Raw genomic sequence first — 27,000 nt, 5'->3', positions numbered from 1 at the left:
CAAATCACGCACCGTCAACGACACCCCGACCGAACAGGAGGCCACCCCCGCGGCACTGACCGCCTGAACCATCACATCGAAGAATCACGCGACGACGTCGTACACCACGTCCGTGGACTTGACCTGGCCTGGCTGCAGGTCAGCAGGGCATTGACGGGGTGCGCGGTTGGGGTCATATGACCCCAACCAGCCGGCGCGAACGGCAAGAACCGCTGTATCCATCACTGTTACATCACCTGCCCGACGAAAGGAACTCTCGTGGCTGAATATCTGTACCGAGTCCGCATCACCGCTTACCCCAGTGGAGCCGCCGTCCTTAACCTGCGGTACTCGCCTGAGGGCAATGAGTGGCATGACGTCCCCCTAGCGGGTTGGTCGCCTCGTGGCTGGACGCCGAGCCCGCGGTATCGAAACACCGTTGGCGGCGACCAGTTCTCGTGGCCTGACACCAGCAAGGTCTTCCGGACCCGCGACGCTGCAGTACGGCGTGCGCGGCTGATCGAGTCTTTCGGAGCCTCGGTGGTCATCGAACGGTCGCGCGAGATCGTCTGGCCGGAGACGCCCCACATGATCGGGAGTCGGAGTGCGGTGCTCGATGCGCCGATTGAGCGTGAATCTGCAGTGGGCGGTGCTCAATGAATAGGGCGCGCCTCTTGACCAGCGCGGGAAATCTCGTCACGGCGCCTGCAGTCGCTGAGTACCTGCTGACTAGTCCGAATGAGCTTTCACGCCTGCGAAGTGAAGGCCATGGATGCCTCCAGGAACTGGCGACGCTCAGTCAGGTATCGGGGCGGCGGGTGGCTGATCGCCCACCGCACCGCAACTCAATAACCACATGATCGAAAACATCTAGGAGACGAACAATGAAGCATCATCAGGAGTGGATTCGGTTTTGGTTCCGGCGCAACGACCAGGAGTTCGAAGAGGGCATGCGAAGGAGCCGGGAGCTGGATCAGGCCGCGATTGAAAGGGGTCTCGCTCCGGACCTCTTGGAGGTGCTCGCCCGGTCGGACCGAGAGCGTCACCGGCGCGACCAATTCCCGGTTGGCGTATTTCTCGATTCGATTGATAAGCGGCGTCTTAACGGCCGCAAGGCTAGCGCCGAGAAGCTCCTCGAGGTCGCCGAAGTCGGCAAGGAGCTGCTCTACGCGGCCATTGCCACCGCAGACGACGACGACAATGAGCAGTTCTTCGTTGAGGCTTACTTGGATTGGGGTCCTCTGGTCGACACCGTGCTCGAGGAATGTGGCCGCGAATATCGCGACTCGTTCACGGGTCGCTGCTTGCGGTCTGGGTGAGGTCAAAGGTTCGAAACTCCGCTGACGGCGGCAGTCGTTCGTGGCGGGAGACGGGGTTGATCAATCCGGCGGTTCCCCTGCGGCGCCGCCTGCACGATTGCCGTGGCCCCAGTGGTCGTCAAGCAGATGGTGAGGTCGTCTGGCCGACACCGTGCCGAAGTACGGGGATGTACCGCTGAAAGCCCAGATTTCGCGTCTGGACCCTGTAAGGGAACGCCTCTTGGTCATTAAGTAGTGAACCGCTTGTACATACAGACGTTGATCAGGAGGCGCCATGTCCGTAGCCGCAGTGGTCGACCGTGTAGACCCCACCATCGAGATGATGGCGCTGGTCCCCACCAACCACTTTCATCTAGAACCTCGGTGCCGAGTCTGCCGCAACGACGATGTACGCGGAAAGGTTAATAACCTTCTCGCGACTGGGACAAGTTATGCGATGGTCGTGCGTGCTCTTGGTGACGAGAACGCCAAACTTGACCAACGCGATCAGGTGACGATCGACTCCGTACGCAACCACTGCGCTCGGCACTTTCCTGTGCAGAACGCAGCCAGGGCCACCTACCGGGAGATCCTGGAGCGTCGTGCTCAGGAAAATCAGGTGGACTTCGTTGAAGGCGTGTCGACCGCGATTACACCGATGGCCTTTCTAGAAACCGTGATGGCCAAAAGCTATGAAAGTCTGGTTGATTCGGAGACCAGCGTCGATGTGAGCACCGGCATCCTCGCCGCGAGCCGACTTCAGTCACTTATCGACTCTCGCGCCGGCCAGCCCAACTTGCTAGAAATCAGGATTCAACTGAATAGGATCATCGACGCGGTGCGCAGCACTGTGCCGCAAGAGATGTGGGCAGATATTCTGCAGGCCCTTGGTACCACGAGGGACTCGGCACACACCGGTAAAATCAGGGACTTCTACGATGAGGTCGACGACGGCGAAGTGGTGCTCGAACCTGCCGCTATTGCAGAGTTCGACGACGCAGACGAGCACGACTCATACTTGGCGCGTTGAACCGGCGAGCGGGCCAGAGCCTGACGCTCGGTCTCCTCGGACAGTTTTCGCTCAGTATTTAGGCGGTGGTGAGCCCACTTGGCCATCTCGCGGGCGTGATGGTCGGGGTATGTCATGAGTCCATAGTGCAGCACATGGTCGTGCGGGGTGTATCTATAAGGGGTGAAGGTATAAGGGGCTGCCACTCTCGCCTCCGGCTCGCGCCCTGCCTGGTGAGGCATACGCGCCCGAGCGTATTCCGAGCCGCCGTTCGCTTCTTGGGCCACGGAACTGTTCATCGTCTAAAGCGTGATGGATAGGCCGCAACCATCGCGGCAGAGGTGGCGCTCTAGTCAGGGCTGATGGTCCCCTGAAATGGCGGGCGCAACCGTTCGAGTTCGGTATAGATCTCGCCGAGTCTCCGGACGAGAGCGTCAAGCCAGTCGTCGTTGATGACGCCTGGGTCATCGAAATCAGGCTTAGGCACCATACGAAGCAGACGCAGTGGCTGGCTTGGATCGGTGCCGTCAATGCCCGGCCGGGAGTGGAGCATTGCATTACGGGACGGCGCGATCTCGATCAGCCGCGCACCGCCGGTGCCGAGATAAGTGGAGACCCTCGCGTTGGTGCACTTAGCCGCATGCGCTACAAGGTAATCGCCGACACCTCGCGTAGTCATCGCGGTGATCTGCATCCCGGTCGAAGTCATGAAATCCAGTTCTGGTGGCACGACGGGCCGGAAGCGAACGAGATCGTAGATGAGCATGCCTTCGATCGCTGCCACATTGAAGACGACCAAGCCGAGCTTCCGAAGGTATGCGTCTTCGACAGTGATTCGATCCATGCTGGGAGTGTGCCACCATCAATATTCGACAACGGAGATATCACTCGGCGATCCCCTCGGTCGACTTCGTTCGCGGCGCACGTTGCAGCGGGGCCTACCTGCTCGACGCATTGTCTCGTCGCGTGCCCACGTCCTCGGGTGCGTGCTATTGCAGGCGTCCGCCTACGGCGGGCCATTTGGATCCAGCCCGCGGCGCTCTACACTCTGCCCAACCCTGCTCGGTGCTCATAGGTTGCCATTGCCTGCCTCACAAACAGGGCAGCGGCATGTAGAGCCATATCGAAGGTGCTGTCGTCAAACAGGTGCGGATCCGGGCGTTGAGTGTCCGACCAGTAGTAGCCGTGCGCGGTCGATGATCCAATGCGCCACAGGTGCAGTGCGACGAATCCGTCCGCTGCCTTAGCGGCGACTAACTCACGCAACATCGACAACGTATCGGGTGGCTTTCTCAACTCGGTACCTAAATCGTCCGCGCGAGATTGAAGCGGGGCTAATTGGTGGTCAAAACCGGCGAGTATGTCCTTCGACATCTCTTCCAACTGTTCAGTGGCAGCTGTACGGGCCACCGTTTGAAAGGCCTTCCGTTGTTCGTCGATGTTCACGAATTCGATTTGTAAGCAGCGTATTTGACGCTCGCGCGACTCGTCAGGCTTGAGCATCCAACGCGCCCGGGCAGAAGCCAGAAGGACTGTTCGCAGTGAGGTGAAGGGCGCGTAATGGCGCATTGGCTCATCTCTGACCATCGCGTCAACTACGAGTCCCAAGTGATCGAGCGCCATGATGATGCTGTGATGCGCGACGGGACCTGTATTCGTCCCGTCAGCTGCATCAGCCGCTAGGTCGCTCCCAGGCTGTGGGCGGCGATCCCTCTGGCCTCTTATCGACCATGGGTTGCCAACCTCCCGGTACCAGCCGACGACTCCGCTGCGCGGCCCGCTGTCCAAGTTCATGCCTACCAGTCTGGCGATACGGGTAGACACCTTCGGCGAGGCGCGCTACCGCTAGTAGGCATAGATCGCTAAATTCCCGCATATGGGGGCGTGGAGAGACTGCAAGCAATGGTGGCGCGAATGGTGGGCCGACACTAAGGGGTCAATAGCCATCGGCGCCAGCGTGTTCTCGATGGCCATCCTGGCCATCGCTGTCGCTCAATCCATCGACCTCATGGAAAAGTACCCCGTTATCGATTGGGGCAGCATATGGGAGCCGTTCGCTGCCGTCGGCACCATCGGGGCGGTGATCGTGGCCCTGTGGCAATCCGTCGTCATCCGCCGACAAGCAAAGGATGCGGCGGCCGAAACGGCAATCCACCTGACGGCCGAAATCGCTGCGGCCAACACACGCACCCAACAGGAAGTTGAGGCAGCCCGGGAACGGTCTGCGCGGGAATTGGAGCACGCCCGCGAGTTGCACCAGCAGGAAATGGAGAATCAGCGAGAGTTGGCGCGACTGCAGCGCGTGCAGCTGTTGGAGCAGTCGCAGAAGCAGCAGGTCGTCATACTCAACCGCGCCGTAGATGCGTTGGGTCACCAGCTTGCCAAGTTGTGGAATGAAGGTGCGAAGATCGCACGTCTGAGCAGCCGCCAAGAACGTATCGACGGGATGGATGAGCTGAGCAAGGAATTGTCCTTGGCCGCGAAGGATGTGGCCCAAGAAATCGCCGCGGCCCACCTCTTGGTCCAGAACCAGCAGATCCACGATGCACTCGATGAGCTGAATCTGGCCGGGCAGAACGCCATGTACGTCGAGATACAACTACGCGAGGCATACGTCGCAGGTAACCAGCTCAACCCCAGCCCCATCCCCGACGCGATGGCATTGGTACACGACCGAATGCGCGTGGTCTGGGCCCTGGCCGCTGACCTACTGCGAACCGGCTACGACGACACGGGCGGCCCCGACGATTAGACCTGAGGGGGTGTGTGGAGACTTGACGCGCCGGTCGCCCGCCCGCGCCACAAAAGAGGCGCACGCCCGCCGCAAGGCGAAAGAATGTCAGTCTGGCAGGTGCGGCTGCCCTTGGGGTGCCAACCCGTTCAAATATGAGCGCGTGCAACTATCGAGGCAAATCACGGTCACTTGGTGACGTACACGACGATGCGGTTGTATCGATTGACCGCACAGCCTGGCGCAGGATCGGTGCTGACCACTGTCCAGTTCGACGCGATGATCACCGACTTGTACTTCGGGTTGGCCGGAGACAGCTCGACTCCGGTCAGCCCGAGGCCGGTGAGCCGGGTGCGAGCGTTCTCTGCGTTCAGGCCGACAAGGTCGGGGACCGTGATGTCGCTCGTGGAAGTCGTTGCGGGGCAGGGCTTAGTGCTGGCCTCTTCGGCAGCCGAGTGAATCGGGTCCGCTACGAGCATGCCGATGCCGGCGACCACACCAACCGCGAGCACGGCGGCGGACCAGATCAGGGCGTGCCTCATCGCCGGGTCTCCGTTTGCCGGCGTGGTGTTCGGAGCCGTGCTTGCGGCCGACGCCTGCAAAGTCGCCCTCGCTGGGGACTTGGTGCAATTGGCAGCCGTGTCTCGTGACCTGTGGTTGACGGTGCAAAGGCCGTGTCTATACACCACGGATCGACCGTCCTTCGTCTCGTAGACAACGCCAGACGCGATGACCTCAGTCAACCGTTGAGCCTCTTCAGCTTGGCGCTGAGCACCCGTGAGCCGAGCCTTCACCAGCCAGGCGACCAATGCGGCGATGTAGACGCTTTCGAAAAACCAGCCGACCACAAGACGCTCGGTTGACGGATTCCACGCGCCGCACTGGACGGCGACCCAGGTACCCAGCAGGTACGGCCAGGCGACAACCAAGATGACGACCCCGGCGGCGATCAGCCACGCCAGAAGGCCTCCACCGCCGCCGGACCCTCCACCCCGCCAAGATGTTCCTGTCGAGAATGGTCCAACGCCGACACCGATGCCTCGGGTCGAGATGCCACCACGGACACCGAATGCTCCTCCGCCGATCCCGAGTTTCATTATCGTTCCTCTGATTTCGTATCCCCGAAGCACGGAGGTCCCCACAGTCCGCGAAGGGCGCTTCGTGCTTCGGCCTCGGCCGCTGCGATTGAAAGATGACTATTCACAGGGTTATTCGCGTACACGTAGGACTTCGCAGCCCCAGCTCGAGCGGCTCCGACTGAGTAGTCCCAGCCGTCGGCGCGGATCAGGTAGGCGAGCGTGCGGTTAACTGCAGTTGGATGATCCACGTGGTGCGGCTGTGCAGGCTCAACTTGTCGGCCGGTGCGTTTAGTCTCCACGCAGATTGAACTTCCGGACCAGGGGCTGTGATGGATGACGGGATCGAACCGAGACTTGTGGAGGTTCTCGATGTCCCGAGGCTTGGTGCGGTCGTTCGCGGCAATGCGGGCTCGTTGCCGTGGCGTTTGGTCGACGAGTCGGGTGCCGGCGTAAACCACGTCAATCTGTGGTTGGCCGACCTGTTCGCGTGCGACAACTCGCCTGCGACGCTGCGCGCCTATGCGTACGACCTACTGAGCTGGAGTCGTTTCCTCGGCGCACTGCAGGTTTCGTGGACTCAGGCAACGCGGGGCGAAGTCCGGGACTGGGTGAGGTGGTACCGGTGTCGCGCGAACCCGCAACGACGCCGCGGATCGAGTGCGGATACTCATCGGCCGACCCCAGGTTCTGTGAACGAGCGGACGGGCAAGGCCTACCTGGAGTCTTCCTACGCGCGGTCGTCGATGAATCGCAGACTGTCGTCGCTCAGTGGCTTCTACGAGTTCGCCCTGGAGTCGGATCTCGGGCCGCTCATCAACCCGGTACCGAAATCGCGCGACGATCTCACTCGACTCGACGTGCACCGCCAGCACTTCGATAACCCGCGCCCCCAAAAGCGCGCGCCTTATCGGCAGAAGCTAGTGGAACGTGCGCCGCGCGCGCTCAGCGACGACCTGTACGAGGAGGTATTTGCATCGCTGAGAACAAACCGCGACCGTGCCATTGTCGCTACGGCGATCTCCTCTGGTTTACGCGCCAGTGAACTGCTCAGCATGCGGCGGGGGATGCTCCATGCCGCCGACCAAACCGCCGATGTAATACCCAAGGGCGGGAATGGAAGTCGTGTCATGGTCCGTATCAGTCCCACTGCGTATCTCTGGATCGCCCGGTACCTTGCTGAGCGCCCCGTGGGTCCGCCTGAAGAGCCAGTCTGGCTGACATTGCGCGGCACACCGCGGCCGCTGAGCTATTGGGCAATGCGACAGATCCTTGAACGCAGCAACGCGCTGCTGGGCTCCAACGTCACGATGCATGACTCCCGGCACACCTTCTGCATGCGTCTCGCCCAGGACGAGAACATGACCATCGCGGAAATGCAGGAGCTGATGCGGCACGCGTCGATCGCCAGCACCACACGCTACCTGCGACCCACCGTAGCCGAACTCGTCGACAAACTTGATCAGCACTGGAATAGACCCCCGTCACCGCAGCCCACGCCGGCGAAAGGCTATGCGGCAGAAGATCTCCAAGTTCTTTTCGGTCGGGCATTCTGATGGCGCGGGTGCTCACGCGTGCCCAGTCGCTGGCGAGTTCGTCTGCGTTTGCCAACCATCCAGTCGAAGTACTGCCTTCGCTGTCCCCGACGCCCGAGGACCATCCGTGGTTCGGAAACACTGTCACCTGCGCCGAACGTGAACGCATCATCACTGCGGGACTTCCGCTCGTGATGGCACGGATGAGTGAGAAGTACCGCAGCGAGGCAGTAGCCCGCAGCGGTGCACGGCTCTGGCTGAGTCGCCTATTGGACTGGCTGGATGGCTTTGTCGGCGACAGTTATCAAGACCGTTGGATCGCCAGCGATTCCGATCGCCAGCCGAAGGCGTGGTGCCCAGCCTTATCAACCGGATCGCATACACGGCTTGGGGCAAGGCTGTCGATCAACGCACTCATAATGCTGGGGGTCATTCGTCCCGGCCATGACTGGTTGATCGAGAACAAGCAGGCGCGGTTCTACCGTGACTGGACGACCACGCACGAACCGAAGGCGTGGGATCGCTACTTCGCCGCCGCGGAGCACGAGGGCGCACCGGAAGTGAAGAAATGGCGAACCGCCACCCACCTGGTACGTATCAGCATCTGCAACGGGCTGCCAATCACCGAGCTGCACAGCCAGCATGTGTTGGCCTACCGAGACTTTCTCGTCTCGACCGGCAGGATGCCGGGGGATCTTCTCGCCATGTGGCACTACGGACGCCGCGGCGGACTGTTCGCCGGTGAAGCCGACGACCTGCGGCACTACCTCATCGCCAAACGTCTCAGTCCCACCGAACTGGTCGACCGCTTCAATGTGCGAGCTCCCAGCGTGCGAGGACTGTTGATCGCCTACCTCGCCGAGATCGCCGTCGGTCAGGACTACGCCAGCCTGGACGGAACCAGCCGAAACCTGGTGAAGCTGTTCTGGAAACCGATCGAAGACGCCAACCCCGGCATCGACACAATCAGTTTGACGAAGGCCCAGGCATCCGCCTGGAAAGAGTGGTTGCGCACCAAACCGGATGGGACTCCGCGCCGGCACGCCGAGAGCATTCTGGGAGCGGTCCGCAGCTTCTACCTCGACGTGGCTGCCTGGTCCCACGAGGATCCCTCGACGTGGGCCCATTGGGCTGTCTCATGCCCGGTCAGCATCCGCGACGTCCGAGGCCAGCAGAAGCGCCGGGCCCAGCGGGCACACCGCATGCATGCCCGCACCCGCACCCTCACCCCGCACGTCGATGCACTCGTCGCTGCAGCCCGGCGGGCGTACGTGCAAGCAGCAGAGCTGCAAGCGGTCGCGACGACAGCGCCGTTCGGTGAACCGTTCGCCGTGCACGGGAGCACCTACATCAAGCACACACCGGGCAAGCGGGCCGACCGAGTGCGCATCCATGTTCTGCAGGATGGATCGGAGAAGCGGGTTGACATCCACTACACCGTGACACGGGCCTTCATGACCTGGACGATCATCGAGGTGTTGCGCCACACCGGTATCCGGATCGAAGAGATGCTGGAGCTGACCCATCTGAGCATCAAGCAGTACCGCAAACCCGATGGCACCGTGATACCGCTCCTGCAGATCGCACCGAGCAAGACCGATCAGGAGCGGATATTTCCCTGCAGCCCGGAGTTGACCACCACCTTGGCGCGACTGGTCGAGTTCGTCAGCATCGATGGCCGCGTTCCGCTGTGCTGCCGAATCGACACACAGGAACGCCAGGTGTCGGCGCCGATGCCGCATCTGATCCAGATCCGAGAGGGTGGACGGTCGCGGGTAATCAACCAGTGCACGGTCCGAAAGTGGTTATCAGAGCTGGCCAACAGCATGGCCTTGAAGGACGCTGACGGTACTTCGCTGCATTTCACGCCACACGACTTTCGCCGGATCTTCATCACCGACATCGTCAACGCCGGGTTCCCGATCCATTTGGCCGCAAAGATGGTGGGCCACAACAATATCGAAGTCACGCGCGGCTACACCGCGGTGTATCAGAAAGATGTCTTCGAGGCATATGACCGGTTCATCGACAACCGTAGACAGGCACGGCCATCGGCCGAATACCGTGAGCCCACCCAAGCCGAATGGGACGAGTTCGTCGAACACTTCGGCCAGCGCCGGATCGCGCTCGGCAATTGCCACCGCCCCTATGGATCTGACTGTTCCCATGAACATGCCTGCATCCGGTGCGATTTCTGCGAGGTTGAACCGGCCCAGGCCGCAAGGCTCGATGAGATCCGTGACAACCTTCGCCTCCAGGTGGTCGAGGCCCAAAAGAACCGGTGGCTGGGCGACGTTAACCAATTACGCCTCACCATTGAGCACGCCGACCGCAAGGCGGCGAGGCTGGCAGCCCTCACCGAGGCGGCCCCGGTACTCCTTGCCGCGCACACGTCCTGACGCGAGCAGTAAGGGACCGTCCTTCTGACAGCTAGGTGCAGCAGTTGGGGTCGAGGACGACGCAGAGTGCCTGCAGGGCTTCGGGTTTGACGCGGTGAAAGACGTTCATGCCGCGCCGGTCGGAGATCACCAGCCCGGCTTTGCGGAGCTGGCCCAGGTGGTGGCTGACGGTGGATTCACTCAGGTCGAGCACCGCGGCCAGATCGCCGCTGGTCTCTTCGCCGGGGCGTGAGCTGAACAGCAGCGACATCATCTTGACCCGCACCGGGTCGGCGAGCGCCTTGAGCCGCATCGCGACCTGCAGGGCATCGGCGTCGCTGATCGGGCCCGCGGCGACCGGGGCGCAGCACACCGGGGCGGACATGTCGATCACGGGCAGCGCTTTGGGCATGACCCCATCCTGCCACCTGTCTTGACATATATCAAAAAGGTGGCATCCTGAGGTCGACGCGCCAGTTCGATATATGTCTCATCCCTAGTGGGAGGTCCATCATGTCCCGTATGCAACTCGCCCTCAACGTCGATGACCTCGACGAGGCGATCACGTTCTACACCAAACTGTTCGGCGTCGACCCCGCCAAGGTCAAGCCCGGCTATGCCAACTTCGCCGTCGCCGAGCCGCCGCTGAAGCTGGTGCTGCTGGAAAATCCCGGTAAGGGCGGCACCATCAACCACCTCGGCGTCGAGGTCCAATCCAGCGACAAGGTGCACGCCGAGATCGCCCGCCTGACCGGCGAGGGGCTGTTCACCGATGAGGAGATCGGCACCACGTGTTGCTTCGCCACCCAGGACAAGGTCTGGGTGACCGGGCCGGCCGGAGAGAAATGGGAGGTCTACACGGTGCTGGCCGACTCCGACACCTTCGGCACCAGCCCACAGCACCTCGACGATTCCGCCGACGGCGAGGGTGGGGTGTGTTGCGGCGGAGCCTCCAAGGAGGCTGACCCCGCCGCAGCGTCCTGTTGCTAGCCGATCGCACCTGCCGCGGCCGTGGTCACATGGCCGCGGCAGGCGCATGATCGGGGCATGGACCGCGATGCCATCGCTGCCGATCTGGAGCGCGCGCGTGTCACGTTCCACCAGCTACTGGCGGCCGCCGGCCCCGACGACTGGGATGCGCCGACGCGCGGAACCCGGTGGACCAACGGCCAATTGCTGTTCCACATGGTGTTCGGCTACATGGTCGTGCAGCGGCTGCTGCCCCTGGTGCGGGTGATGGGCCGACTACCTGACCGCGTCAGCGGGGCATACGCCCGGTTGCTCAACGCCGCGACCACGCCGTTTCATCAAATCAACTACTACGGATCATGCGCCGCCGCCATGGTCTACAACCGGCGCAGGATGGGCGCCAAACTCCACCGGGTCATCGACTCACTGCAACACCGGCTCGCCCGCGAGACCGACGACACCCTGCGGCGCGGCATGCATTTCCCGCCGGGATGGGATCCGTTCTTCTCCGACTACATGACGCTGGAAGACGTCTACCGCTACCCCGGGCGCCACTTCGACTTCCACGCCGCCCAACTCACCTTCACCTGACGTTTCATTTGCCAACAACTTCGATATCCGTCAATATTGATGTATGTCGAAGTCGCAGGAGTCGTTGACCGACGGGGACGCGTGCTGCCCACCCGGGGCGCTGCTGCGCGAACCCCTTACCGCCGCGGACGCGGCGGACATGGCGGTCAAACTCAAAGCGCTGGCCGATCCGGTACGCCTGCAGCTGTTCTCCGCGATCGCCAGCCACGCCGGTGGTGAGGCCTGCGTCTGCGACATCTCCGCCGACATCGAGGTGTCACAACCGACCATCAGCCACCACCTCAAAGTGCTGCGCGACGCCGGGCTACTGACCTCACAGCGCCGGGCCTCCTGGGTGTACTACGCCGTGGTGCCCGACGCGCTGGCCAGCCCCGCCGTCCTGTTCGGCATTGACGCAGCCGCCGGGGTGTCGGCATGACCGACACCACCACCCCGGCCCCAGCGGTCGTGGGCAAGCTCTCCACCCTGGATCGGTTCCTGCCGCTGTGGATCGGCGCGGCGATGGTCGCCGGGTTGCTGCTGGGCCGCTGGGTTCCCGGCTTGAACACCGCGCTGGAAAGCGTTCAGCTGGACGGGATTTCACTACCCATCGCTCTTGGCCTGCTCATCATGATGTACCCGGTGCTGGCCAAGGTCCGCTACGACCGCCTCGACACCGTCACCGGCGACCGCAAGCTGCTGCTGTCCTCACTGGTCCTGAACTGGGTGCTCGGCCCCGCGCTGATGTTCGCGCTCGCGTGGCTGCTGCTGCCCGACCTGCCCGAATACCGGACCGGCCTGATCATCGTCGGCCTGGCCCGCTGCATCGCCATGGTCATCATCTGGAACGACCTGGCCTGCGGCGACCGGGAAGCCGCCGCCGTCCTCGTGGCGCTCAACTCGATCTTCCAGGTCATCATGTTCGCCCTGCTGGGCTGGTTCTATCTGTCGGTGCTGCCCGGCTGGCTCGGCCTGGAACAGACCACCATCGACACCTCCCCATGGCAGATCGCCAAGTCCGTGCTCATATTTCTGGGCATCCCGCTGCTGGCCGGCTACCTGTCGCGCCGGCTCGGCGAGAAAACCAAGGGCCGTGACTGGTACGAGGCCAAGTTCCTGCCCCGGATCGGGCCGTGGGCGCTCTACGGGCTGCTGTTCACTATCGTGATTCTCTTTGCGCTGCAAGGCGACCAGATCACCCACCAACCGTTCGACGTCGCCCGCATCGCCCTGCCGCTACTAGCGTACTTCGCGATCATGTGGGGCGGAGGCTACCTGCTCGGCACCATGCTCGATCTCGGTTATGAGCGCACCACCACCCTGGCGTTCACCGCCGCGGGCAACAACTTCGAACTCGCCATCGCCGTCGCGATCGCCACCTACGGCGCCACCTCCGGCCAAGCCCTGGCCGGCGTCGTCGGCCCGTTGATCGAAGTCCCGGTCCTGGTCGGGTTGGTCTACGTGTCCTTGGCGTTGCGCAACCGGTTCCACCACCACACCTCCCAACACCTTCCTGCCGACGGCTCGACGACGAGAACGGAACCCAATCCATGACTGACAGCCCCGTCACCCACGAGCTTCGCCACGATCTGTCCATCGACCAGCAACTCGCCCTGAAAACCGCGGCGACCCGGCTGGGCGGTGAGTTCGATGGCACCTTCGGTACCGAAACCATCGAACGGTTCTTGCATTCGTCCTACGACCAGTTCGCCGGCCGGGCCACCATTCCGAACTTCCTGCCGCTGTTGGCCGAACGGTTCGCCCGCCAACGCCTGCACGCCCTGGCGAGAGTGGAAGGAAAGATCAGCGACGGCAAACCGACCGTGTTGTTCCTGTGCACCCACAACGCCGGCCGCTCGCAGATGGCGCTGGGCTACTTCACCCACCTGGCCGGTGACCGGGCCGTCGCCTGGTCCGGTGGATCCGAACCCGGCAACGAGATCAACCCCGCCGCGATCGCTGCCATGCACGAAGTCGGTATCGACATCACTGGCGAATACCCCAAACCCTGGACCGACGAAATTGTGCAGGCGGCCGACGTCGTCATCACCATGGGCTGCGGGGACGCCTGCCCGATCTTCCCCGGGAAACGCTACGAGAACTGGGAACTGCCCGACCCCGCCGGCCAGGGCCTCGACGCCGTCCGCCCGATCCGCGACGACATCGAAGAACGCGTCCACCGTTTGTTGGCCGACCTGAACGTGCCCGTCACCCGGTAGCCGCGAAAACCTCAAGGGAACACACCGAATATGGCTGACACATCAGTGTTGTTCGTCTGCGTCAGTAACGCCGGAAAATCGGTCATGGCCGCCGGGCTCATGCGCCAGATCGCCGGACCGACCATCCACGTCAGCTCGGCGGGCACCCGCGCCAAGACCGCCGTCAACGACCTCTCGGTACAAGCCTTGGCAGAAGTCGGCGTCGACATCAGCGACCATCAGCCCGCCCAACTCACCGCGCAGATGCTCGACGACGCCGACCTGGTCGTCATCGTCGGCAGCCAAGCCCACCTCGACGAGTACTGTCCCGGCGTCACCATCCAGCGGTGGGATACCGACGAACCCTCCTTGCGCGGCATCGACGGAATCGACCGCATGCGAATCATCCGCGACGACATCACCACGCGCGTCCAGGCCTTGGCCGCCAACCTTTCCACCGCGATCACACCACCCACCGGCCAGCCATCCCGATCCAACGCGCGTATTGAGCGAAGCTAGATGTATGCGTGTGGAACTTCTCACGAGCCCGGGATGTCCGAATGCGGCGGCGGCTCGGCGCTTGCTCGCCGAGTGTCTGTCTGAGGTTGATATCGCTGAAGATGTGGTGGTGGAAAGGGTCGGTGGATATCCATCGCCAACAGTGCTCGTTGATGGTATGGATGTCATGAAGCCGGGCACTGAGCTGGCAGCTGATGCGTGCCGATTGGACCTTCCGACCAGGGATCGCGTGCTGGCGGCGCTTCGGAGTGCGACGCCGTTGACGTGATCGATCCGGGGTCTTACCCCGATGTTGCGGCCCCGAGTTCAGCTGGCTGCCGTGGTCTTCTGGTTGCGGGTGTGGGCCAGCCGGTGGGAGTCGGTTCCGGTTTCGATGATGGTGCCCCCGAGGGGCTTGGTGCGTCCGGCGCGCACGCCGTTGGCGATGACGACGATTTCGGCGAGTTCGTGCACCGCGACGACCGCGGCCAGCCCGAGGACACCGGTGAGGGCGAGCGGAATGAGCACCGTAATCAATGCCAGTGAGAGGCCGACGTTTTGCAGCATGATCCGCCTCGCGCGCCGCGCGTGGGCCAGTGCTTGGGTGAGGTGGCGCAGGTCTTCACCCATCAGCGCGACGTCGGCGGTTTCGATGGCCACGTCGGTGCCCATCGCGCCCATGGCGATACCCAAATCGGCAGTGGCCAGGGCCGGGGCGTCGTTGACGCCGTCACCGACCATGGCCGTCGAGGAACGTTGGCGCATTTGACCAATTAGCGCGGCTTTGTCTTCGGGCCGCAGATCGGCATGCACGACCTCGATGCCCACCTGCTTGGCCAATGCGTGGGCGGTCGCTTGGTTGTCACCGGTGAGCATGGCCACCTGATACCCGCCGCGGCGCAGCTGGGCGACGACGTGGGCGGCTTCGGGCCGCAGCTCATCGCGCACCGCGACTGCCCCGATGATCTGGTCGTTGTCTTCGATGAGCACGGCGGTGGCGCCGGCGGCCTGCATGGCCGCGACCTGGCCGGCCAGCGGGCCGGGGTCAAGCCAGCCGGGGCGGCCCAGCCGCAATCGACGGCCATCCCGCGCGCCGGTCAACCCGGCACCGGTGACCGCCTGCACGTCATCAGCCGGTTGCACGGGGCCCTGCGCGGCGGCGAGAATCGCTGCCGCGAGGGGGTGTTCGCTGCGGGCCTCCAACGCCGCCGCCACATCCAGCACGTGCTCGCGGGTGGCGCCGTTGGTGGTGGCGACGTCGATGACGGTGGGTGCGTTGGCGGTCAGGGTGCCTGTCTTGTCCAGCGCGATCGTGCGGACCGCGCCCAGGGCTTCCAGCGCCGCCCCGCCCTTGACCAAGACACCGAGCTTGCTAGCCGCGCCGATCGCGGCGACCACCGTGACCGGCACCGAGATCGCCAGCGCGCAAGGAGAGGCCGCCACCAACACCACCAGGGCACGTTCGATCCACACCAGCGGATCGCCCAACACGCTGCCGATGGCGGCGATGAGGACCGCGGCGATCATGATCGCGGGGACCAGGGGTTTGGCGATGCGGTCGGCCAGGCGCTGGGCTTCGCCCTTGCGGGACTGCTCGGCCTCCACGATCGCCACGATGCGGGCCAACGAGTTGTCAGCAGCAGTGGACGTGACCTCAACCTCCAGCACGCTGGTGCCGTTGATCGACCCGGCGAACACCTCATCACCGGGCCCGGCCTCTACCGGCACGGATTCGCCGGTGATGGCCGAAACATCCAGCGCCGTGCGCCCCGACACGATCGTGCCGTCGGTGGCGACGCGTTCGCCGGGCTTGACCAGCATCCGGTCACCCACCGCCAACTCTGCTGGGGCGATGGTGGTTTCGGTACCGTCGCGGAGCACGGTGGCCTCATCGGGCACCAGCGACAACAACGCCCGCAGACCTCGGCGGGTGCGGGCGAGGGAGTATTCTTCGAGGCCCTCGCTGATGGAGAACAGGAACGCCAGCATGGCGGCCTCGCCGACCTCGCCGAGGATCACCGCGCCGACCGCGGCGATCGTCATCAGCGTGCCGACCCCGATCTTGCCCTGCGCCAGCCGGCGCAGCGTCGAAGGCACGAACGTGTAGGCACCGATCACCAAGGCGAGCGCATACAGGCCGATTTCGACCGCATGGGGGCCGCCGGACCAGCCGACCACATAGCCGGCCAAAAGCACCACGCCCGCCACCGCGGCGGCGCGCAGTTCGGTGATCTCCCAAAGCCGTTCGGGTTCCTGCTCGTCCTCGCCGGGGCGGTCGTCGCTGCCGCAGCCGCACGCCTCACTCATCGCGCAACCTTCTTCCGCTCAGTCGGGTGGCCGTAGTTGGGGCACAACGCCACCGCGTTGCCGGTGGCCTCCAAGACAGCTTCGGCGGCCCGCAACATGTCCAGTAGTTCCGGGCGGGCCAGCCGATACACCGAGGCGCGGCCCTGCGGCCGGAAATCCACCAGCCCGCAGTCGCGCAGGCACGCCAGATGCGCCGACACCGTCGACTGCGCCAACCCCAACTCGCCGGTCAGATCCACCACCCGCGCCTCACCGACCGCCAGCCGGCGCAGGATCGCCAACCGGGTGCCATCCGAGAGGCTGTGAAACAACGCCGTCGCCGCATCCACATTCCCGCACATCGCGGGATCGACCGAACCACTTTTCATCGCCACACGACGATGATAGCGTCCAACACTATTGATCGGTCAACCCCGCCAACATCGATACAACCCGATGGATGAGGACGCAGGGCGGGGACGGGCCGACCGGGAAGGAGCAGGCGATGGCACTGACTGCACTGGGCCTGTTCGCGATGTTGATGCTGGTGATCGGGGCCTGTCGGCGCCGGATCCAGCTGGCCCGCATCGGCGACAGCGGCAACCGGCGGGGTTGGCGGCCCGACGGCACCCTGGAATGGTGGGCGCTCGCGCTCGCCGACGTGGGCTATCTGCTGGTCGGCGTCGGCGCCCCAGCGGCGGCCCTGGCCGGGCTCGCCCCACTGCGTTTCGCCGACCATCTGCTGGTTCATGCGACTGGGATCGCGGTTGCGGTGGTGGGCATCGGGCTGACCTTGCAGGCCCAGCTGGGGTTGGGGGCCTCGTGGCGGATCGGGGTTGATGAGACCGAACGCACCGAGCTGGTCACCGGCGGCCCGTTCGCGATTGTGCGCAACCCGATCTTCACCACACTGCTGCTCACCCTGACCGGCCTGACGCTGATGGTGCCCAACCCGATAGCGATCGCCGGCCTGCTGATCGCGATCGCCGGCATCCAGCTGCAGGTGCGCGAAGTGGAAGAGCCCTACCTGCGCCGCGTCCACGGCCACACCTACCGCGACTACACCACCCGAGTGGGGCGCTTCCTACCGTGGCTCGGCCGCACCAGAGATGAGACCAATGATGCTGCCCGACACTACACCTGACTTCGACACGGTCGAGGCGACGGCGGCGTTTGTCGACCTGGCCGGCTACAGCATCCTCACCGAAATCTGCGGCGACCACGAAGCCGCCCAGCTCGCCGCGCGGCTTGCCGACCTGGCACAGGCTGCACTACAACCGGGCGTGAGGCTGGTGAAGACGATCGGGGACGCGGTCATGTTGACCGCCGACACACCCACCCAGATGCTGGCCACCCTCACCGACCTGGCAGAGCAGGTCGCCGGCGAGGACGGGTTCCTGGCGCTGCGCGCCGGAATCCATCACGGACCCGTCATCGCCCGCGGCGGCGACGTGTTCGGCCACACCGTCAACATCGCCGCCCGCATCACCGCACTCGCCGGGGCCGGCCACGCCGTGATCACCGACCCGATCGCGGCTGCCGCTACCCGACAAGGCCTGTCCACCCCAGCGATCGGTGCTCCGCCGCTGCGCAGCATCACCACCCCGATTCCGCTACACACGCTGGCCCTGACCGAGGCCCGCTACCCCCGCGACCCGGTCTGCGGCATGCGGATCAACCCGGAAACCGCCCGGGCGCGACGCCGCTACCAGGACCGGGATTGGTGGTTCTGCTCGACCGACTGCGCCCACCAATTCACCACCACCCCAAGCACTTACACATCGACACTCCCGGTCACCGCCAGTGAACGGCAGCCGACATGAGCCGCCCCTGGGGCCGCAACCGGCTCAAATTCGCCCTGGCCGGACCGCTGTTCGAAGCCGGCAACCGGTTCATCCCCGGCCGACCCCATGACCGGCTCGCCCAGCTCCTCGCCGACCAGAAACCGAAACGAGTGCTCGAACTGTGCGGCGGCACCGGCTACGCCGCCCGCCTGCTCGCCCGCAAATCCCCGAGCACACGAGTGGATTGCCTCGACATCTCCCCGGAAATGCTGGCCGTCGGCCGCCGCTACCTCACCCGCGCCGGGATCGGTACCGTGGCGCTGCATGAAGGTGACGCCGCCGCACTGCCGTTCGGCAATGACACCTTCGACGTGGTGATGAGCGTGTTCGGCTGGCACGAACTGCCCACCGACATCCGCCACCGCGCCATCGACGAAGCCATCCGCGTTCTACGTCTCGCCGGCCAGGTCATCGCCATCGACCTCGACCCACCACCCACCGCCCGCACCATCTTCGAGACCTGAAGTACCCCAGGTTTTGTTCCGATCCGTATAGGAGGATCAGGAACATGCCCCGTCAGTATTCGCCGGAGTTTCGCGATCGTGCGTTGCGGATGTTGGACACCATGATGGAAGCCTCGGATATTTCTGAGTTCGAGGCCATCAAGTCGGTGGCCAGCAAACTTGGCATCTCGGAGGAATCGGTGCGTCGGTGGCGACGCAAAGCTCAAGTCGATGCTGGCGAACGGTCCGGCACGACCAGCGCCGAGCACACCGAGATCCGCAAGCTCAAACGTGAAGTCGCCGAATTACGCAGAGCCAATGAGCTTTTGAAGTCAGCGTCCGCGTTTTTCGCAGCGGAGCTCGACCGCCCCGTGACGAAATGATCGCCTTCATCGACGCACATCGCGATCAGTTCGGGGTCGAGCTCATCTGCCGCATCCTACGGGCAGCAATCCCGGGGTTCCTTACCGCTCGAGGCTATCGCGCCGCGCGGACCCGACCGGCCTGCGATCGCGAGATCCGCGACGAACAGCTGATCGCCGACCTGCACACCGTGCACCAAGACAACTTCTCGGTGTACGGCGTCAAGAAGATGCACGCAGCGATGCAACGTCGCGGTTGGCACCTGGGCCGCGAACAAACACGACGATTAATGCACAAGGCTGGCCTACGCGGCGTCCAACGGGGCAGACCGGTGTTCACAACGGTCACCGACCCCGCCGATCAACGGCCGGCTGATCTGGTCAACCGTCAGTTCAAGGCCTCTGCACCGAACCGGCTCTGGGTCGCTGACATCACGTTCGTGCGGACCTGGCAGGGGTTCTGCTACACCGCGTTCGTCACCGATGTCTGTACCCGCAAGGTCGTCGGCTGGGCAGTCTCGGTGACGATGCGCACCGAGGACCTTCCGTTGCAGGCGTTCAACCACGCTGTGTGGCAGGCAGATTCAGATCTATCTGGGTTAGTGCATCATTCCGACCGCGGGTCACAGGGCGGATTCAATCGGTCGTCGCAACACCTTGACCGTGGAGGTGTTCATCAGTGGCGACGAAGGACTGGGCTGCCAAGACCAGCGATGTGCCCGAGGGTGCGCGTCGGCAGTGGCGTGCCGATCGGGCGTTGCGTCCGCCGATGCGTTCGCCCGGGCGACCTGAGCCCTCGCGGGCGGTGCAGCGGCAGTTCTGGCGTCTGATCGCGACGGGCATCACCTCGGCCGAAGCGGCGCTGAAGGTGGGCGTGTCCGTGCCGGTCGGGGCCCGTTGGTTCCGCCACGCTGGCGGCATGCCACCGATCTCGCTTGCCGCGCCCACCGGCCGCTACCTGTCCTTCGAGGAGCGCGAGGAGATCGCTCTGCTGCGCGCCGAGCAGATCGGCGTTCGTGAGATCGCGCGCAGGATTGGCCGCGACGCGGCAACGATCTCGCGCGAATTGCGCCGCAACGCGGCCACCCGCAGCGGGAAGCAGGAGTACCGGGCGTTGGTGGCGCAGTGGAAGTCTCAGCAGGCGGCGAAGCGACCGAAAGAGGCGAGGCTCGTGGTTAACGACAGGCTGCGCGAGTACGTCCAAGAGCGGCTCGCCGGGAACGTTCGCCGGCCCGACGGCAGCGTCGTTGTCGGGCCGGAGCCGCCCGCGTGGAAGGGGCTGAACAAACCGCACCGGCAGGACCGGCGGTGGGCGACCGCGTGGAGCCCGGAGCAGATCTCGCACCGATTGAAGGTCGACTTCCCGGATGATGAGTCCATGCGCATCAGCCACGAGGCGATCTACCAGTCGCTGTTCATCCAGGGCCGTGGTGCGCTCAAACGCGAGCTCGTCACTTGCCTGCGAACCGGCCGCGCACTGCGCCAGCCACGAGCGCGCACGCAGAACCGCCCTCAAGGCCATGTCACCGCGGACGTCGTGTTCTCTCAGCGCCCCGCGGAGGCGGCCGACCGCGCCGTCCCCGGGCACTGGGAGGGCGATCTGATCATCGGCACGGGCCGATCCGCGATCGGCACGATCGTCGAACGCAAGAGCCGCTCGACCCTGCTGGTGGCTCTGCCACGGCTGGAGGGCTACGGCGAGATACCGCCGATCAAGAACGGTGCCGCGCTGGGTGGCTACGGCGCCGTCGCGATGAACGCCGCGCTCGTCGCGTCAATGACGAAGCTTCCCGAACAGCTCCGCAAGACGCTCACCTGGGACCGCGGCAAAGAACTATCCGGCCACGCCCAGTTCGCTCTCGAGACGGGCACGAAGGTGTTCTTCGCCGACCCCCACTCGCCCTGGCAACGGCCGACGAACGAGAACACCAATGGGCTGCTGCGCCAATACTTCCCGAAGGGCACCGACCTCTCACGGTGGTCCGCAGAAGACCTTGAAGCAGTCGCTCTCACGCTGAACAACCGACCCCGCAAAAGCCTCGACTGGAAGACCCCTGCCGAGGTATTCGAAGAGCAGCTACGCTCACTTCAACAACCCGGTGTTGCAACGACCAGTTGAACCCAGGCAGTACCTATCGCTGGCTTATACCGATCGGCTGGCCGAGCTCGGGATCGCCCCCTCAGTCGGATCCCGCGGCGATAGTTATGACAACGCCCTCGCCGAGGCGGTCAATGCGGCCTATAAGACCGAGTTGATCAACCGCGGCAGACCCTGGCGGTGCGTCGATGACGTCGAACTGGCAACCGCCGCCTGGGTGTCCTGGTACAACCAGGAACGCCTGCATGAAGCTCTTGGCTACGTTCCACCAGCCGAGTACGAGGCCGCCCTCACCGGCGCCTCACACCCCGTGAGCCAGCCAACCCCGGCCCTCACAACCAACTAGGAAAAAACCTGGGGTGCTTCATTCACCGTTCCCCTCGGCGGCGAACACTTCCTGCGCCGCCCCCTCAACCACATCCGCAACGACCCCAACCTCGACATCGAACGCGTCGAACGCTTCAAACTCGGCCTCGTCGAACGCCTCACCGCCCGCAAAACCACGTAACCCGACGCGAACTCACCGACCATCCAGCTAGAGCTGTCCCACATCAACAGCTCAGCCGCGCCCTCGAAGGCTCCAAAGACTCCGACTGATGACCGGCCCCGGTGAACCGGATTGACTAGTGCAGATAAGTTCGTCCGTACCGGTCGGTTCGGTCCTGGGTGGGATCGATGACGACCGCGACCCGTTGTCCGACCAATTTGGAGGTCGCGAAAACAGTGGCCTCGGGGCCCCAGCACCCGATTGTGTACCCAGGCTTCTTTGTCTCCGGAGTATCGATTCCGAGCACCCGGATGCGGAGCCGCCCGCGCACGTCGTCACGAATATCGATGGTGTCACCGTCAACAACCTTCAGGACTTCTGCGGTCGTGGCGACGGTGTCGGCTGCGGCGATGACTGGCGCAACAAGAGTCGCAGTGACCAAACCAGTCACCACCAGCAATCCACGAACGGACCGGCGTATCAACAGGATTCCCCGATCAAGCGACCGCGGGCGGATACAACGGTGTAGGTGACCACATCAGAGGCGGGTAAATGGGTCTCGGGTACACGGGCCTCGACACGTCTACACCGCCAGTCACTGATGATGTATGCCACGGGCAATAGATCACATTCGCCGCAGAACTGATACTGCTGGCCAACTCGAATGGATACGGACCGCCGTACCGTTCATCGAGGTCGTAGAGCGCCTGCATAGCTGTCAGCCCGGCGTCTTGACGTTGGCAGACCCCAATGCCCTGCGCTCGCACGAGCGAAAAGTCCCAGATCACCATTGGATCGTCCTGATTAGGACGGGTCAACAAGCGATGGAACTGCTGGTCCTGCTCGACGGCCGCATTAGCGGGCACGGCTAGGGCGATTGCCGCACCGAACATCGCAAACCCAACGACAATGTAACCCGCCGCCTTCTTGAACATCCCCATGGTGATTCTCCCTGAGTGGAGCAGACCCACTAGCTTTCGCAGCCGACGCCGTCGCTGTCCTTGTCCAGCCACGGCCCGTAGTAGGGCGAGTCGGAAGGGATGTTGTAGACGCCGTCCTGCGCTGCGGTCTTGCAATTTGGATACGGCTGCTGTGCGCTGGCCGCCGGCGCTGCGCCGATGGCTGCTGCCGCGACAACGACCGCGACGATGAAGGTTCGGATCATGGTTGTTACCCCCTGAATGGTCGATGGTGATGAGCTGGCCCGGCCTCGTTCCGCGCCATGCGCAAACGACAATATGGAACCTCAGGTGGATCAGGGAATCCGGTGTTTCCCTATGCTTTGTTTGCTGGAAGAGCGCATCGAATGTGCATCGTTGATAAATCCGCAGCTTGAGCCTGATAAGTGTGAGATGCCTCTTGACTGATCGCCATTGCGGCACGGCCATGGTCGCTGATGCCTACGTGCGCAGGCGAGCGTGGTCAGCTACCCATCTCGGTGTCTGGCCGAGCGTGGCACGAGCGCACCATCTGCAGCCAGAACGAAACGATCGTCCGCGAGACCAGGCGGTGCATGGCTTCGTATCCACAGAAGGTTGAAGTCCGACCGTGCTGGACAGCTACCATCGCGCCATGCCGCTGAGGACTGGGGAGATCTTCGCCGGGTACAGGGTTCTGCGGTTGCTGGGGTCCGGAGGAATGGGGGATGTTTACCTCGTCCAGCATCCGCGTCTGCCTCGACACGAAGCGCTGAAGGTCTTACGTCAGGACCTTTCCAACGATGCATCGTTCCGGGAAAGGTTCATCCGCGAGGCTGATCTTGCTGCAGGACTGCGCCACCCCCACATCGTGGGTGTACATGACCGAGGTGAACACGAAGGTCACTTGTGGATCGCGATGGACTACATCGACGGAACCGATGCGGCAGAGTTGATGCTGCAGCAGTACCCGGCAGGCATGCCCGTTGAAATCGCTGCACCAATCATCACCGCTGTCGCCAGTGCCCTCGACTATGCCCATAGGAAGGGTCTTCTGCACCGAGACGTCAAGCCGGCCAACATCATTGTCGCCGATGCCGATGGCGACGATCCGGATGTCTATCTCGCCGACTTTGGCATCGCGAGGCCGCTCGATGACATCAGCGGCGTCACCACGACCAATATGACCGTCGGCACCGTCGCTTACGCGGCCCCAGAGCAGCTCATGGGTGAGCAGATGGATGGTCGAGCAGACCAATACGCCCTTGCCGCAACCGCATACCACCTCCTGACCGGCATGCAGCCTTTCCCACACTCGAATCCAGCTGTGGTCATCAGCCGGCACCTCAACGCACCAGTGCCTGCCCTTGCCGACATACGAGCCGATCTCGCCGCGGTAGACCCGGTGTTGAATGCTGCGTTGGCGAAGGACCCGAATGACCGCTTCGCGTGTTGCGCCGACTTCGCCCTAGCCCTTACCGAGGCTGCGGCTCCGCACGCGCTAGGGGCTGCCGCTGCGCCAACGACACGAGCGTCGGCACCCCGCAGGTCCCAGGTCACGACCAATACCTCAGGAGTCGCTGGCGCCACCGCCCACAGTGATTCTGTTCGTTCCGGCAGCCGGAAATTGATCGGAGCCTCGGTCGTGGCAGTACTCCTGGTGCTCGTTGTGATAATGACGGTTTGGCGGCCATGGCAGCACCAGCAGTCCAGCTCGACTGCCATCTCATCGAGCATTGCAACGCCCACGTCCACTCCCACAGCCGCCGCGCCACCAGTTGTACTCCCCGACGTGCCACCTGCAAATTCAGGCTGCTCGGGCGCTGTCGTTGGTCATAGCGACGTGAAGCACCCTCAGCTCGGCATGGTGCGAGTGTTCCTCTTTCTTGACCGATCGCTTCGTGTTGCGGGGTGCGCCCTACCCGTCACTGAGAAAGGAAGGGTCTTAACGACAATCGGAGTTAATGCGTTCGTGGGCAACGACTTCGGCTTCGCCGATCCCGCCACCGACGCGACCGGCAACATGTTCATCAAGTACCGAGACGCGAGCAACGGCAACTACGCCGATGGTGGAGTAGTCGTACTGATTCCCAACGCTGACGGCTTCGAGAACGTCGTGAGCTACACCAAAATGCAGCAGGGCGGTGGTGACCCATATATGACGGGCGTGAATGACTACTACAGCGTCGAGCTGCTTGGCCCCGTCGATGGCGTGTACGCGATTCGCCAAACAGCCAACACCTGTGAACCCGACTGCGCTTCGGGCCGTCTCACCGTTAGAAATCTGCACTGGGACGGAAGCAGCTACGTGCCAGAAACGGAGCCACCTGCGCCACCACCCCCTCCGGAGCCGGCTCAGTCATCACCACCAGCGCCGCCAACGCCCGCCGAACCGTCCCCGGCGGAGACCGGGTGCGTCGAAGGATCAACCAAGTACAGCCCAGCCTCTGGGGACATATCTACCTGCGAGAACGGGAGGTTCCATGAAGGCCCTTACGGCTACCACCCCGGTGGAGAGTAGGTGCCACCTCAAGTAGGTCGGGGCGACACCCCATCGGTGGCCGCGTGTCGAAGACGATCAATTCTGAGAAGTTTTACGACACCGCCGATAGCACTGCATCCCCAAGTTCGCCGTTACTCGTTAGTCGGAAGTCTGTCGGGAATGTCTCGGAGGAGGAGACGTTCTTGACTGCTCCCTGCGCGGATCACGTTCGCCGGGTGAGGCCAATCCCTCTGTGAGGTGGTGCTTCACGCGGCTTATCAGAACTTTCTGCTAGCTTCCGGGCCGCTCGGTGCTATTCCGTTGCCTCGTCGCTCGCGATTTCATCCTCAAGTTGCTGAAAAACAGATAGCACCGCGTCGACGCTCGCGATGCACTCGGCTAGAACAAGCACTAGCGGTCGCTGATCGCCAGGTGTAGGTAACTCGATGTACTCGCTAGTTGAGTGAATCGCATTGAAACGCCTTGGGGCCATATTTCGCTCGCCAGGCCCAAGGATGGGCCTACGGATCGTGACAACAGCGGCGACCGCACCATCAACGACTCTGGTTGGGGTGACATCAATTTTGACTACCTGAACCTCACTGGAAGTTACGACTTCCAAATTGTCCGAGAGGTAGGTGACTAAGCGCACCGACCTGTGCTTATCTCGGTTGACCAGTTCATTGAGCCACGCCAGCGGATTATCGCTAGGTACCTCGTCTTGAAATGGTTGACTTGCTTCTACGAGTCGAAGCGATGAAGGGTCCATGAGGGGCGTCAGCGCGCGCGTCGTTTTCGTCCATTTGCTCCTATCCTCAAGGATGGGATACTGCAGCGATTGCTCTTCAGCCTCCGTGAGAACGTGGCGAGCCGACACGTGCGCGTAGGTGGCGTGGTCGAGTGCGGCACGCAGATTCGTCAATATGTCGCCTACGAGACAAGGCTCCAGTCCGGAGGTATCTGTACGTCGCCGACAGCGACCACGTTTACGAATGCGAGTTCATGATCAGAAGGATGCGGCTCATAGACATATCGCCAGTGAACTGCCTTCTGCCGCCGGAACGCTGTAATGGCGTCAGTTAATGAAAGGCGATGCTTCTTCGCACGATCAAGCTTCGCAAATGCGCTATCCACCGCTAGAAACGGTATTGTCTGTTAGTAGTTTTGTCCGATGACCGCTCCAAGAGCTTTGCGATATAGCTGCCAGACAGGGACTCAGCCGGGACTGAATTCCTCGTAGCAGACGCATCGCAAAGTTCCAGTCCCGTTGTCTCACAGGCGATCCGGGCGGTGAATGCCAGCGGCTTTTCGGGCCCGGACTCACTTGGATCGACGTACATGCTTGATATGACGAGGACCCAAGACGAAGTGATCAGCACGATTAGCTTGTAGGACGTCGGCGTTCGAGGGGAGAGCGCGTTCCTGACCGACCGCATGAGCCATGTGTTTGGCGTTTTCGTCCAATTGGCATGATCCTGAACCTGGCCGATCACGATGGTCACCGTCAGTACAACGAGCGCGACCAGGCAGAGGCCCCCCGCTAGATACGCCGACGCGACCATCCACGGACGCTGGGCTGTCCTGCCCCCCATGAACGCGACTGCGACAGCAACCGCTGCGCCCACTGCAAGGTTGAGTGCGCTGCTGAACAGGCGGGATATGAGCTCGGTAACTCGTAGTACGGCCTCAGTGTTGATTGATTCCTGGGTGTCGGACACGAGAAATTGTCAATACCTGTGGATCGGGGTGTTTCAGGCGACCTCCGTTCCGGTGCTCTCGTCACCGTTTGAAGGCGGTGTTGGTGGGGTGATGTCGGTGGGTCGTTCGAGTAGCTTGCCTT

Annotated in this window: 27 protein-coding genes, 2 pseudogenes and 1 other annotated feature; of the genes and pseudogenes, 19 read left to right on the top strand and 10 right to left on the bottom strand. The window is 63.3% G+C overall.

The window, feature by feature from the left end; all coding sequences use genetic code 11:
* The first annotated feature begins 863 nt into the window (after nt 1-863).
* Together H7J93_RS25880 and H7J93_RS25875 are read left to right on the top strand one after the other, a co-directional pair.
* Complete coding sequence (locus H7J93_RS25880) at nt 864-1,298, top strand: hypothetical protein (RefSeq protein WP_267309138.1); 435 nt, start codon at nt 864-866, stop codon at nt 1,296-1,298.
* A 274-nt stretch (nt 1,299-1,572) separates the two neighbouring features.
* Nucleotides 1,573-2,307 carry a hypothetical protein gene (locus H7J93_RS25875; protein WP_267309137.1) on the top strand — a complete coding sequence of 245 codons (735 nt, stop codon included), beginning with the start codon at nt 1,573-1,575 and terminating at the stop codon, nt 2,305-2,307.
* 328 nt (nt 2,308-2,635) lie between these two features.
* Here the strand turns inward: H7J93_RS25875 and H7J93_RS25870 are convergent, their stop codons facing one another.
* Nucleotides 2,636-3,130 carry a hypothetical protein gene (locus H7J93_RS25870; RefSeq protein WP_267309136.1) on the bottom strand — a complete coding sequence of 165 codons (495 nt, stop codon included), beginning with the start codon at nt 3,128-3,130 and terminating at the stop codon, nt 2,636-2,638.
* Nucleotides 3,131-3,327: 197 nt separating this feature from the next.
* A complete protein-coding gene (locus tag H7J93_RS25865; protein ID WP_267309135.1) occupies nt 3,328-3,909 on the bottom strand; it encodes a hypothetical protein in 582 nt (193 codons plus the stop codon).
* Nucleotides 3,910-4,252: 343 nt separating this feature from the next.
* Here H7J93_RS25865 and H7J93_RS25860 point away from each other — a divergent pair, with 343 nt between their 5' ends.
* Nucleotides 4,253-5,038 (top strand): hypothetical protein, encoded by a 786-nt coding sequence (locus H7J93_RS25860; RefSeq protein WP_267309134.1) that lies wholly within the window; start codon nt 4,253-4,255, stop codon nt 5,036-5,038.
* A 167-nt stretch (nt 5,039-5,205) separates the two neighbouring features.
* Here H7J93_RS25860 and H7J93_RS25855 read toward each other — a convergent pair whose 3' ends face one another.
* Entirely contained in the window at nt 5,206-6,114 is a 909-nt protein-coding gene (locus H7J93_RS25855; protein ID WP_267309133.1) for a PASTA domain-containing protein, read from the bottom strand.
* A 311-nt stretch (nt 6,115-6,425) separates the two neighbouring features.
* On the opposite strand from H7J93_RS25855, the gene H7J93_RS25850 reads away from it, so the two are divergent.
* Nucleotides 6,426-7,649: a tyrosine-type recombinase/integrase gene (locus H7J93_RS25850; RefSeq protein WP_267309132.1), complete on the top strand. Its 1,224-nt coding sequence runs from the start codon at nt 6,426-6,428 to the stop codon at nt 7,647-7,649.
* The gene (locus tag H7J93_RS25845; protein WP_013470143.1) at nt 7,649-10,027 is read left to right on the top strand and encodes a tyrosine-type recombinase/integrase; all 2,379 of its coding nucleotides are present in this window, start codon (nt 7,649-7,651) and stop codon (nt 10,025-10,027) included. Before H7J93_RS25850 ends, H7J93_RS25845 begins: the two co-directional genes overlap by 1 nt.
* A gap of 31 nt (nt 10,028-10,058) precedes the next feature.
* On the opposite strand, the gene H7J93_RS25840 is transcribed toward H7J93_RS25845, so the two are convergent.
* The gene (locus tag H7J93_RS25840) at nt 10,059-10,418 is read right to left on the bottom strand and encodes an Rv2640c family ArsR-like transcriptional regulator (protein ID WP_003887760.1); all 360 of its coding nucleotides are present in this window, start codon (nt 10,416-10,418) and stop codon (nt 10,059-10,061) included.
* A gap of 101 nt (nt 10,419-10,519) precedes the next feature.
* Here H7J93_RS25840 and H7J93_RS25835 point away from each other — a divergent pair, with 101 nt between their 5' ends.
* The 6 genes and pseudogenes from H7J93_RS25835 to H7J93_RS25810 all read left to right on the top strand — a co-directional run bounded on the left by H7J93_RS25835 (nt 10,520) and on the right by H7J93_RS25810 (nt 14,262).
* Nucleotides 10,520-10,996 (top strand): ArsI/CadI family heavy metal resistance metalloenzyme, encoded by a 477-nt coding sequence (locus H7J93_RS25835; protein WP_013470142.1) that lies wholly within the window; start codon nt 10,520-10,522, stop codon nt 10,994-10,996.
* Between the two features lie 57 nt (nt 10,997-11,053).
* Nucleotides 11,054-11,566 (top strand): DinB family protein, encoded by a 513-nt coding sequence (locus H7J93_RS25830; protein ID WP_163660312.1) that lies wholly within the window; start codon nt 11,054-11,056, stop codon nt 11,564-11,566.
* Between the two features lie 43 nt (nt 11,567-11,609).
* Nucleotides 11,610-11,984: an ArsR/SmtB family transcription factor gene (locus H7J93_RS25825; protein ID WP_163660315.1), complete on the top strand. Its 375-nt coding sequence runs from the start codon at nt 11,610-11,612 to the stop codon at nt 11,982-11,984.
* Nucleotides 11,981-13,054: pseudogene (gene arsB, locus H7J93_RS25820) on the top strand (ACR3 family arsenite efflux transporter); the annotation flags it as partial. The gene H7J93_RS25825 and the pseudogene arsB, both read left to right, overlap by 4 nt.
* Nucleotides 13,055-13,095: 41 nt before the next feature.
* Nucleotides 13,096-13,764, top strand: coding sequence for an arsenate reductase ArsC (locus H7J93_RS25815; RefSeq protein WP_013470140.1), 669 nt, complete (start codon nt 13,096-13,098; stop codon nt 13,762-13,764).
* Nucleotides 13,765-13,794: 30 nt separating this feature from the next.
* Nucleotides 13,795-14,262: an arsenate-mycothiol transferase ArsC gene (locus H7J93_RS25810; protein ID WP_006246586.1), complete on the top strand. Its 468-nt coding sequence runs from the start codon at nt 13,795-13,797 to the stop codon at nt 14,260-14,262.
* A 306-nt stretch (nt 14,263-14,568) separates the two neighbouring features.
* On the opposite strand, the gene H7J93_RS25800 is transcribed toward H7J93_RS25810, so the two are convergent.
* Together H7J93_RS25800 and H7J93_RS25795 are read right to left on the bottom strand one after the other, a co-directional pair.
* Nucleotides 14,569-16,548 (bottom strand): heavy metal translocating P-type ATPase, encoded by a 1,980-nt coding sequence (locus H7J93_RS25800; protein WP_084032479.1) that lies wholly within the window; start codon nt 16,546-16,548, stop codon nt 14,569-14,571.
* The gene (locus H7J93_RS25795; RefSeq protein WP_050982640.1) at nt 16,545-16,916 is read right to left on the bottom strand and encodes an ArsR/SmtB family transcription factor; all 372 of its coding nucleotides are present in this window, start codon (nt 16,914-16,916) and stop codon (nt 16,545-16,547) included. Before H7J93_RS25795 ends, H7J93_RS25800 begins: the two co-directional genes overlap by 4 nt.
* A 116-nt stretch (nt 16,917-17,032) precedes the next feature.
* On the opposite strand from H7J93_RS25795, the gene H7J93_RS25790 reads away from it, so the two are divergent.
* The 7 genes and pseudogenes from H7J93_RS25790 to H7J93_RS25765 form a co-directional block, all read left to right on the top strand.
* Nucleotides 17,033-17,671: a methyltransferase family protein gene (locus H7J93_RS25790; protein WP_006246589.1), complete on the top strand. Its 639-nt coding sequence runs from the start codon at nt 17,033-17,035 to the stop codon at nt 17,669-17,671.
* The gene (locus tag H7J93_RS25785) at nt 17,646-18,350 is read left to right on the top strand and encodes an adenylate/guanylate cyclase domain-containing protein (RefSeq protein WP_006246590.1); all 705 of its coding nucleotides are present in this window, start codon (nt 17,646-17,648) and stop codon (nt 18,348-18,350) included. Before H7J93_RS25790 ends, H7J93_RS25785 begins: the two co-directional genes overlap by 26 nt.
* Nucleotides 18,347-18,835 carry a class I SAM-dependent methyltransferase gene (locus tag H7J93_RS25780; RefSeq protein WP_235682909.1) on the top strand — a complete coding sequence of 163 codons (489 nt, stop codon included), beginning with the start codon at nt 18,347-18,349 and terminating at the stop codon, nt 18,833-18,835. The genes H7J93_RS25785 and H7J93_RS25780 overlap by 4 nt, the downstream gene beginning before the upstream one ends.
* 44 nt (nt 18,836-18,879) lie before the next feature.
* Nucleotides 18,880-19,197 (top strand): transposase, encoded by a 318-nt coding sequence (locus H7J93_RS25775; RefSeq protein WP_267309131.1) that lies wholly within the window; start codon nt 18,880-18,882, stop codon nt 19,195-19,197.
* Nucleotides 19,155-19,271, top strand: a sequence feature (AL1L pseudoknot). It overlaps the preceding gene by 43 nt.
* The gene (locus tag H7J93_RS29495; RefSeq protein WP_372508041.1) at nt 19,194-20,006 is read left to right on the top strand and encodes an IS3 family transposase; all 813 of its coding nucleotides are present in this window, start codon (nt 19,194-19,196) and stop codon (nt 20,004-20,006) included. Its footprint overlaps the feature before it by 78 nt. The genes H7J93_RS25775 and H7J93_RS29495 overlap by 4 nt, the downstream gene beginning before the upstream one ends.
* Nucleotides 19,946-21,295: an IS30 family transposase gene (locus tag H7J93_RS25770; RefSeq protein ID WP_443677673.1), complete on the top strand. Its 1,350-nt coding sequence runs from the start codon at nt 19,946-19,948 to the stop codon at nt 21,293-21,295. The genes H7J93_RS29495 and H7J93_RS25770 overlap by 61 nt, the downstream gene beginning before the upstream one ends.
* Nucleotides 21,296-21,302: 7 nt before the next feature.
* Nucleotides 21,303-21,620, top strand: a pseudogene (locus H7J93_RS25765) (integrase core domain-containing protein); the annotation flags it as partial.
* 277 nt (nt 21,621-21,897) lie between these two features.
* Here H7J93_RS25765 and H7J93_RS25760 read toward each other — a convergent pair.
* The 3 genes from H7J93_RS25760 to H7J93_RS25750 are packed head-to-tail and all read right to left on the bottom strand — an operon-like array spanning nt 21,898 to nt 22,926.
* Nucleotides 21,898-22,212: a thermonuclease family protein gene (locus tag H7J93_RS25760; protein WP_372508039.1), complete on the bottom strand. Its 315-nt coding sequence runs from the start codon at nt 22,210-22,212 to the stop codon at nt 21,898-21,900.
* 46 nt (nt 22,213-22,258) lie between these two features.
* Nucleotides 22,259-22,702 carry a hypothetical protein gene (locus H7J93_RS25755; protein ID WP_267309129.1) on the bottom strand — a complete coding sequence of 148 codons (444 nt, stop codon included), beginning with the start codon at nt 22,700-22,702 and terminating at the stop codon, nt 22,259-22,261.
* 29 nt (nt 22,703-22,731) lie between these two features.
* Nucleotides 22,732-22,926, bottom strand: coding sequence for an excalibur calcium-binding domain-containing protein (locus H7J93_RS25750; RefSeq protein WP_267309128.1), 195 nt, complete (start codon nt 22,924-22,926; stop codon nt 22,732-22,734).
* Nucleotides 22,927-23,309: 383 nt separating this feature from the next.
* Between H7J93_RS25750 and H7J93_RS29490 the strand changes: the two genes are divergently transcribed.
* Nucleotides 23,310-25,199 (top strand): serine/threonine-protein kinase, encoded by a 1,890-nt coding sequence (locus tag H7J93_RS29490; RefSeq protein WP_372508038.1) that lies wholly within the window; start codon nt 23,310-23,312, stop codon nt 25,197-25,199.
* Nucleotides 25,200-25,473: 274 nt separating this feature from the next.
* On the opposite strand, the gene H7J93_RS25740 is transcribed toward H7J93_RS29490, so the two are convergent.
* Nucleotides 25,474-26,082, bottom strand: coding sequence for a hypothetical protein (locus tag H7J93_RS25740; RefSeq protein ID WP_267309127.1), 609 nt, complete (start codon nt 26,080-26,082; stop codon nt 25,474-25,476).
* Nucleotides 26,083-27,000: the final 918 nt, after the last annotated feature.

It is taken from the genome of Mycobacterium barrassiae, from assembly GCF_025822765.1.
GTDB classification, from domain to species: domain Bacteria; phylum Actinomycetota; class Actinomycetes; order Mycobacteriales; family Mycobacteriaceae; genus Mycobacterium; species Mycobacterium barrassiae.
Note: the sequence above shows the minus strand (reverse complement) of the source record. Positions and strands in the feature narration are given on the sequence as shown.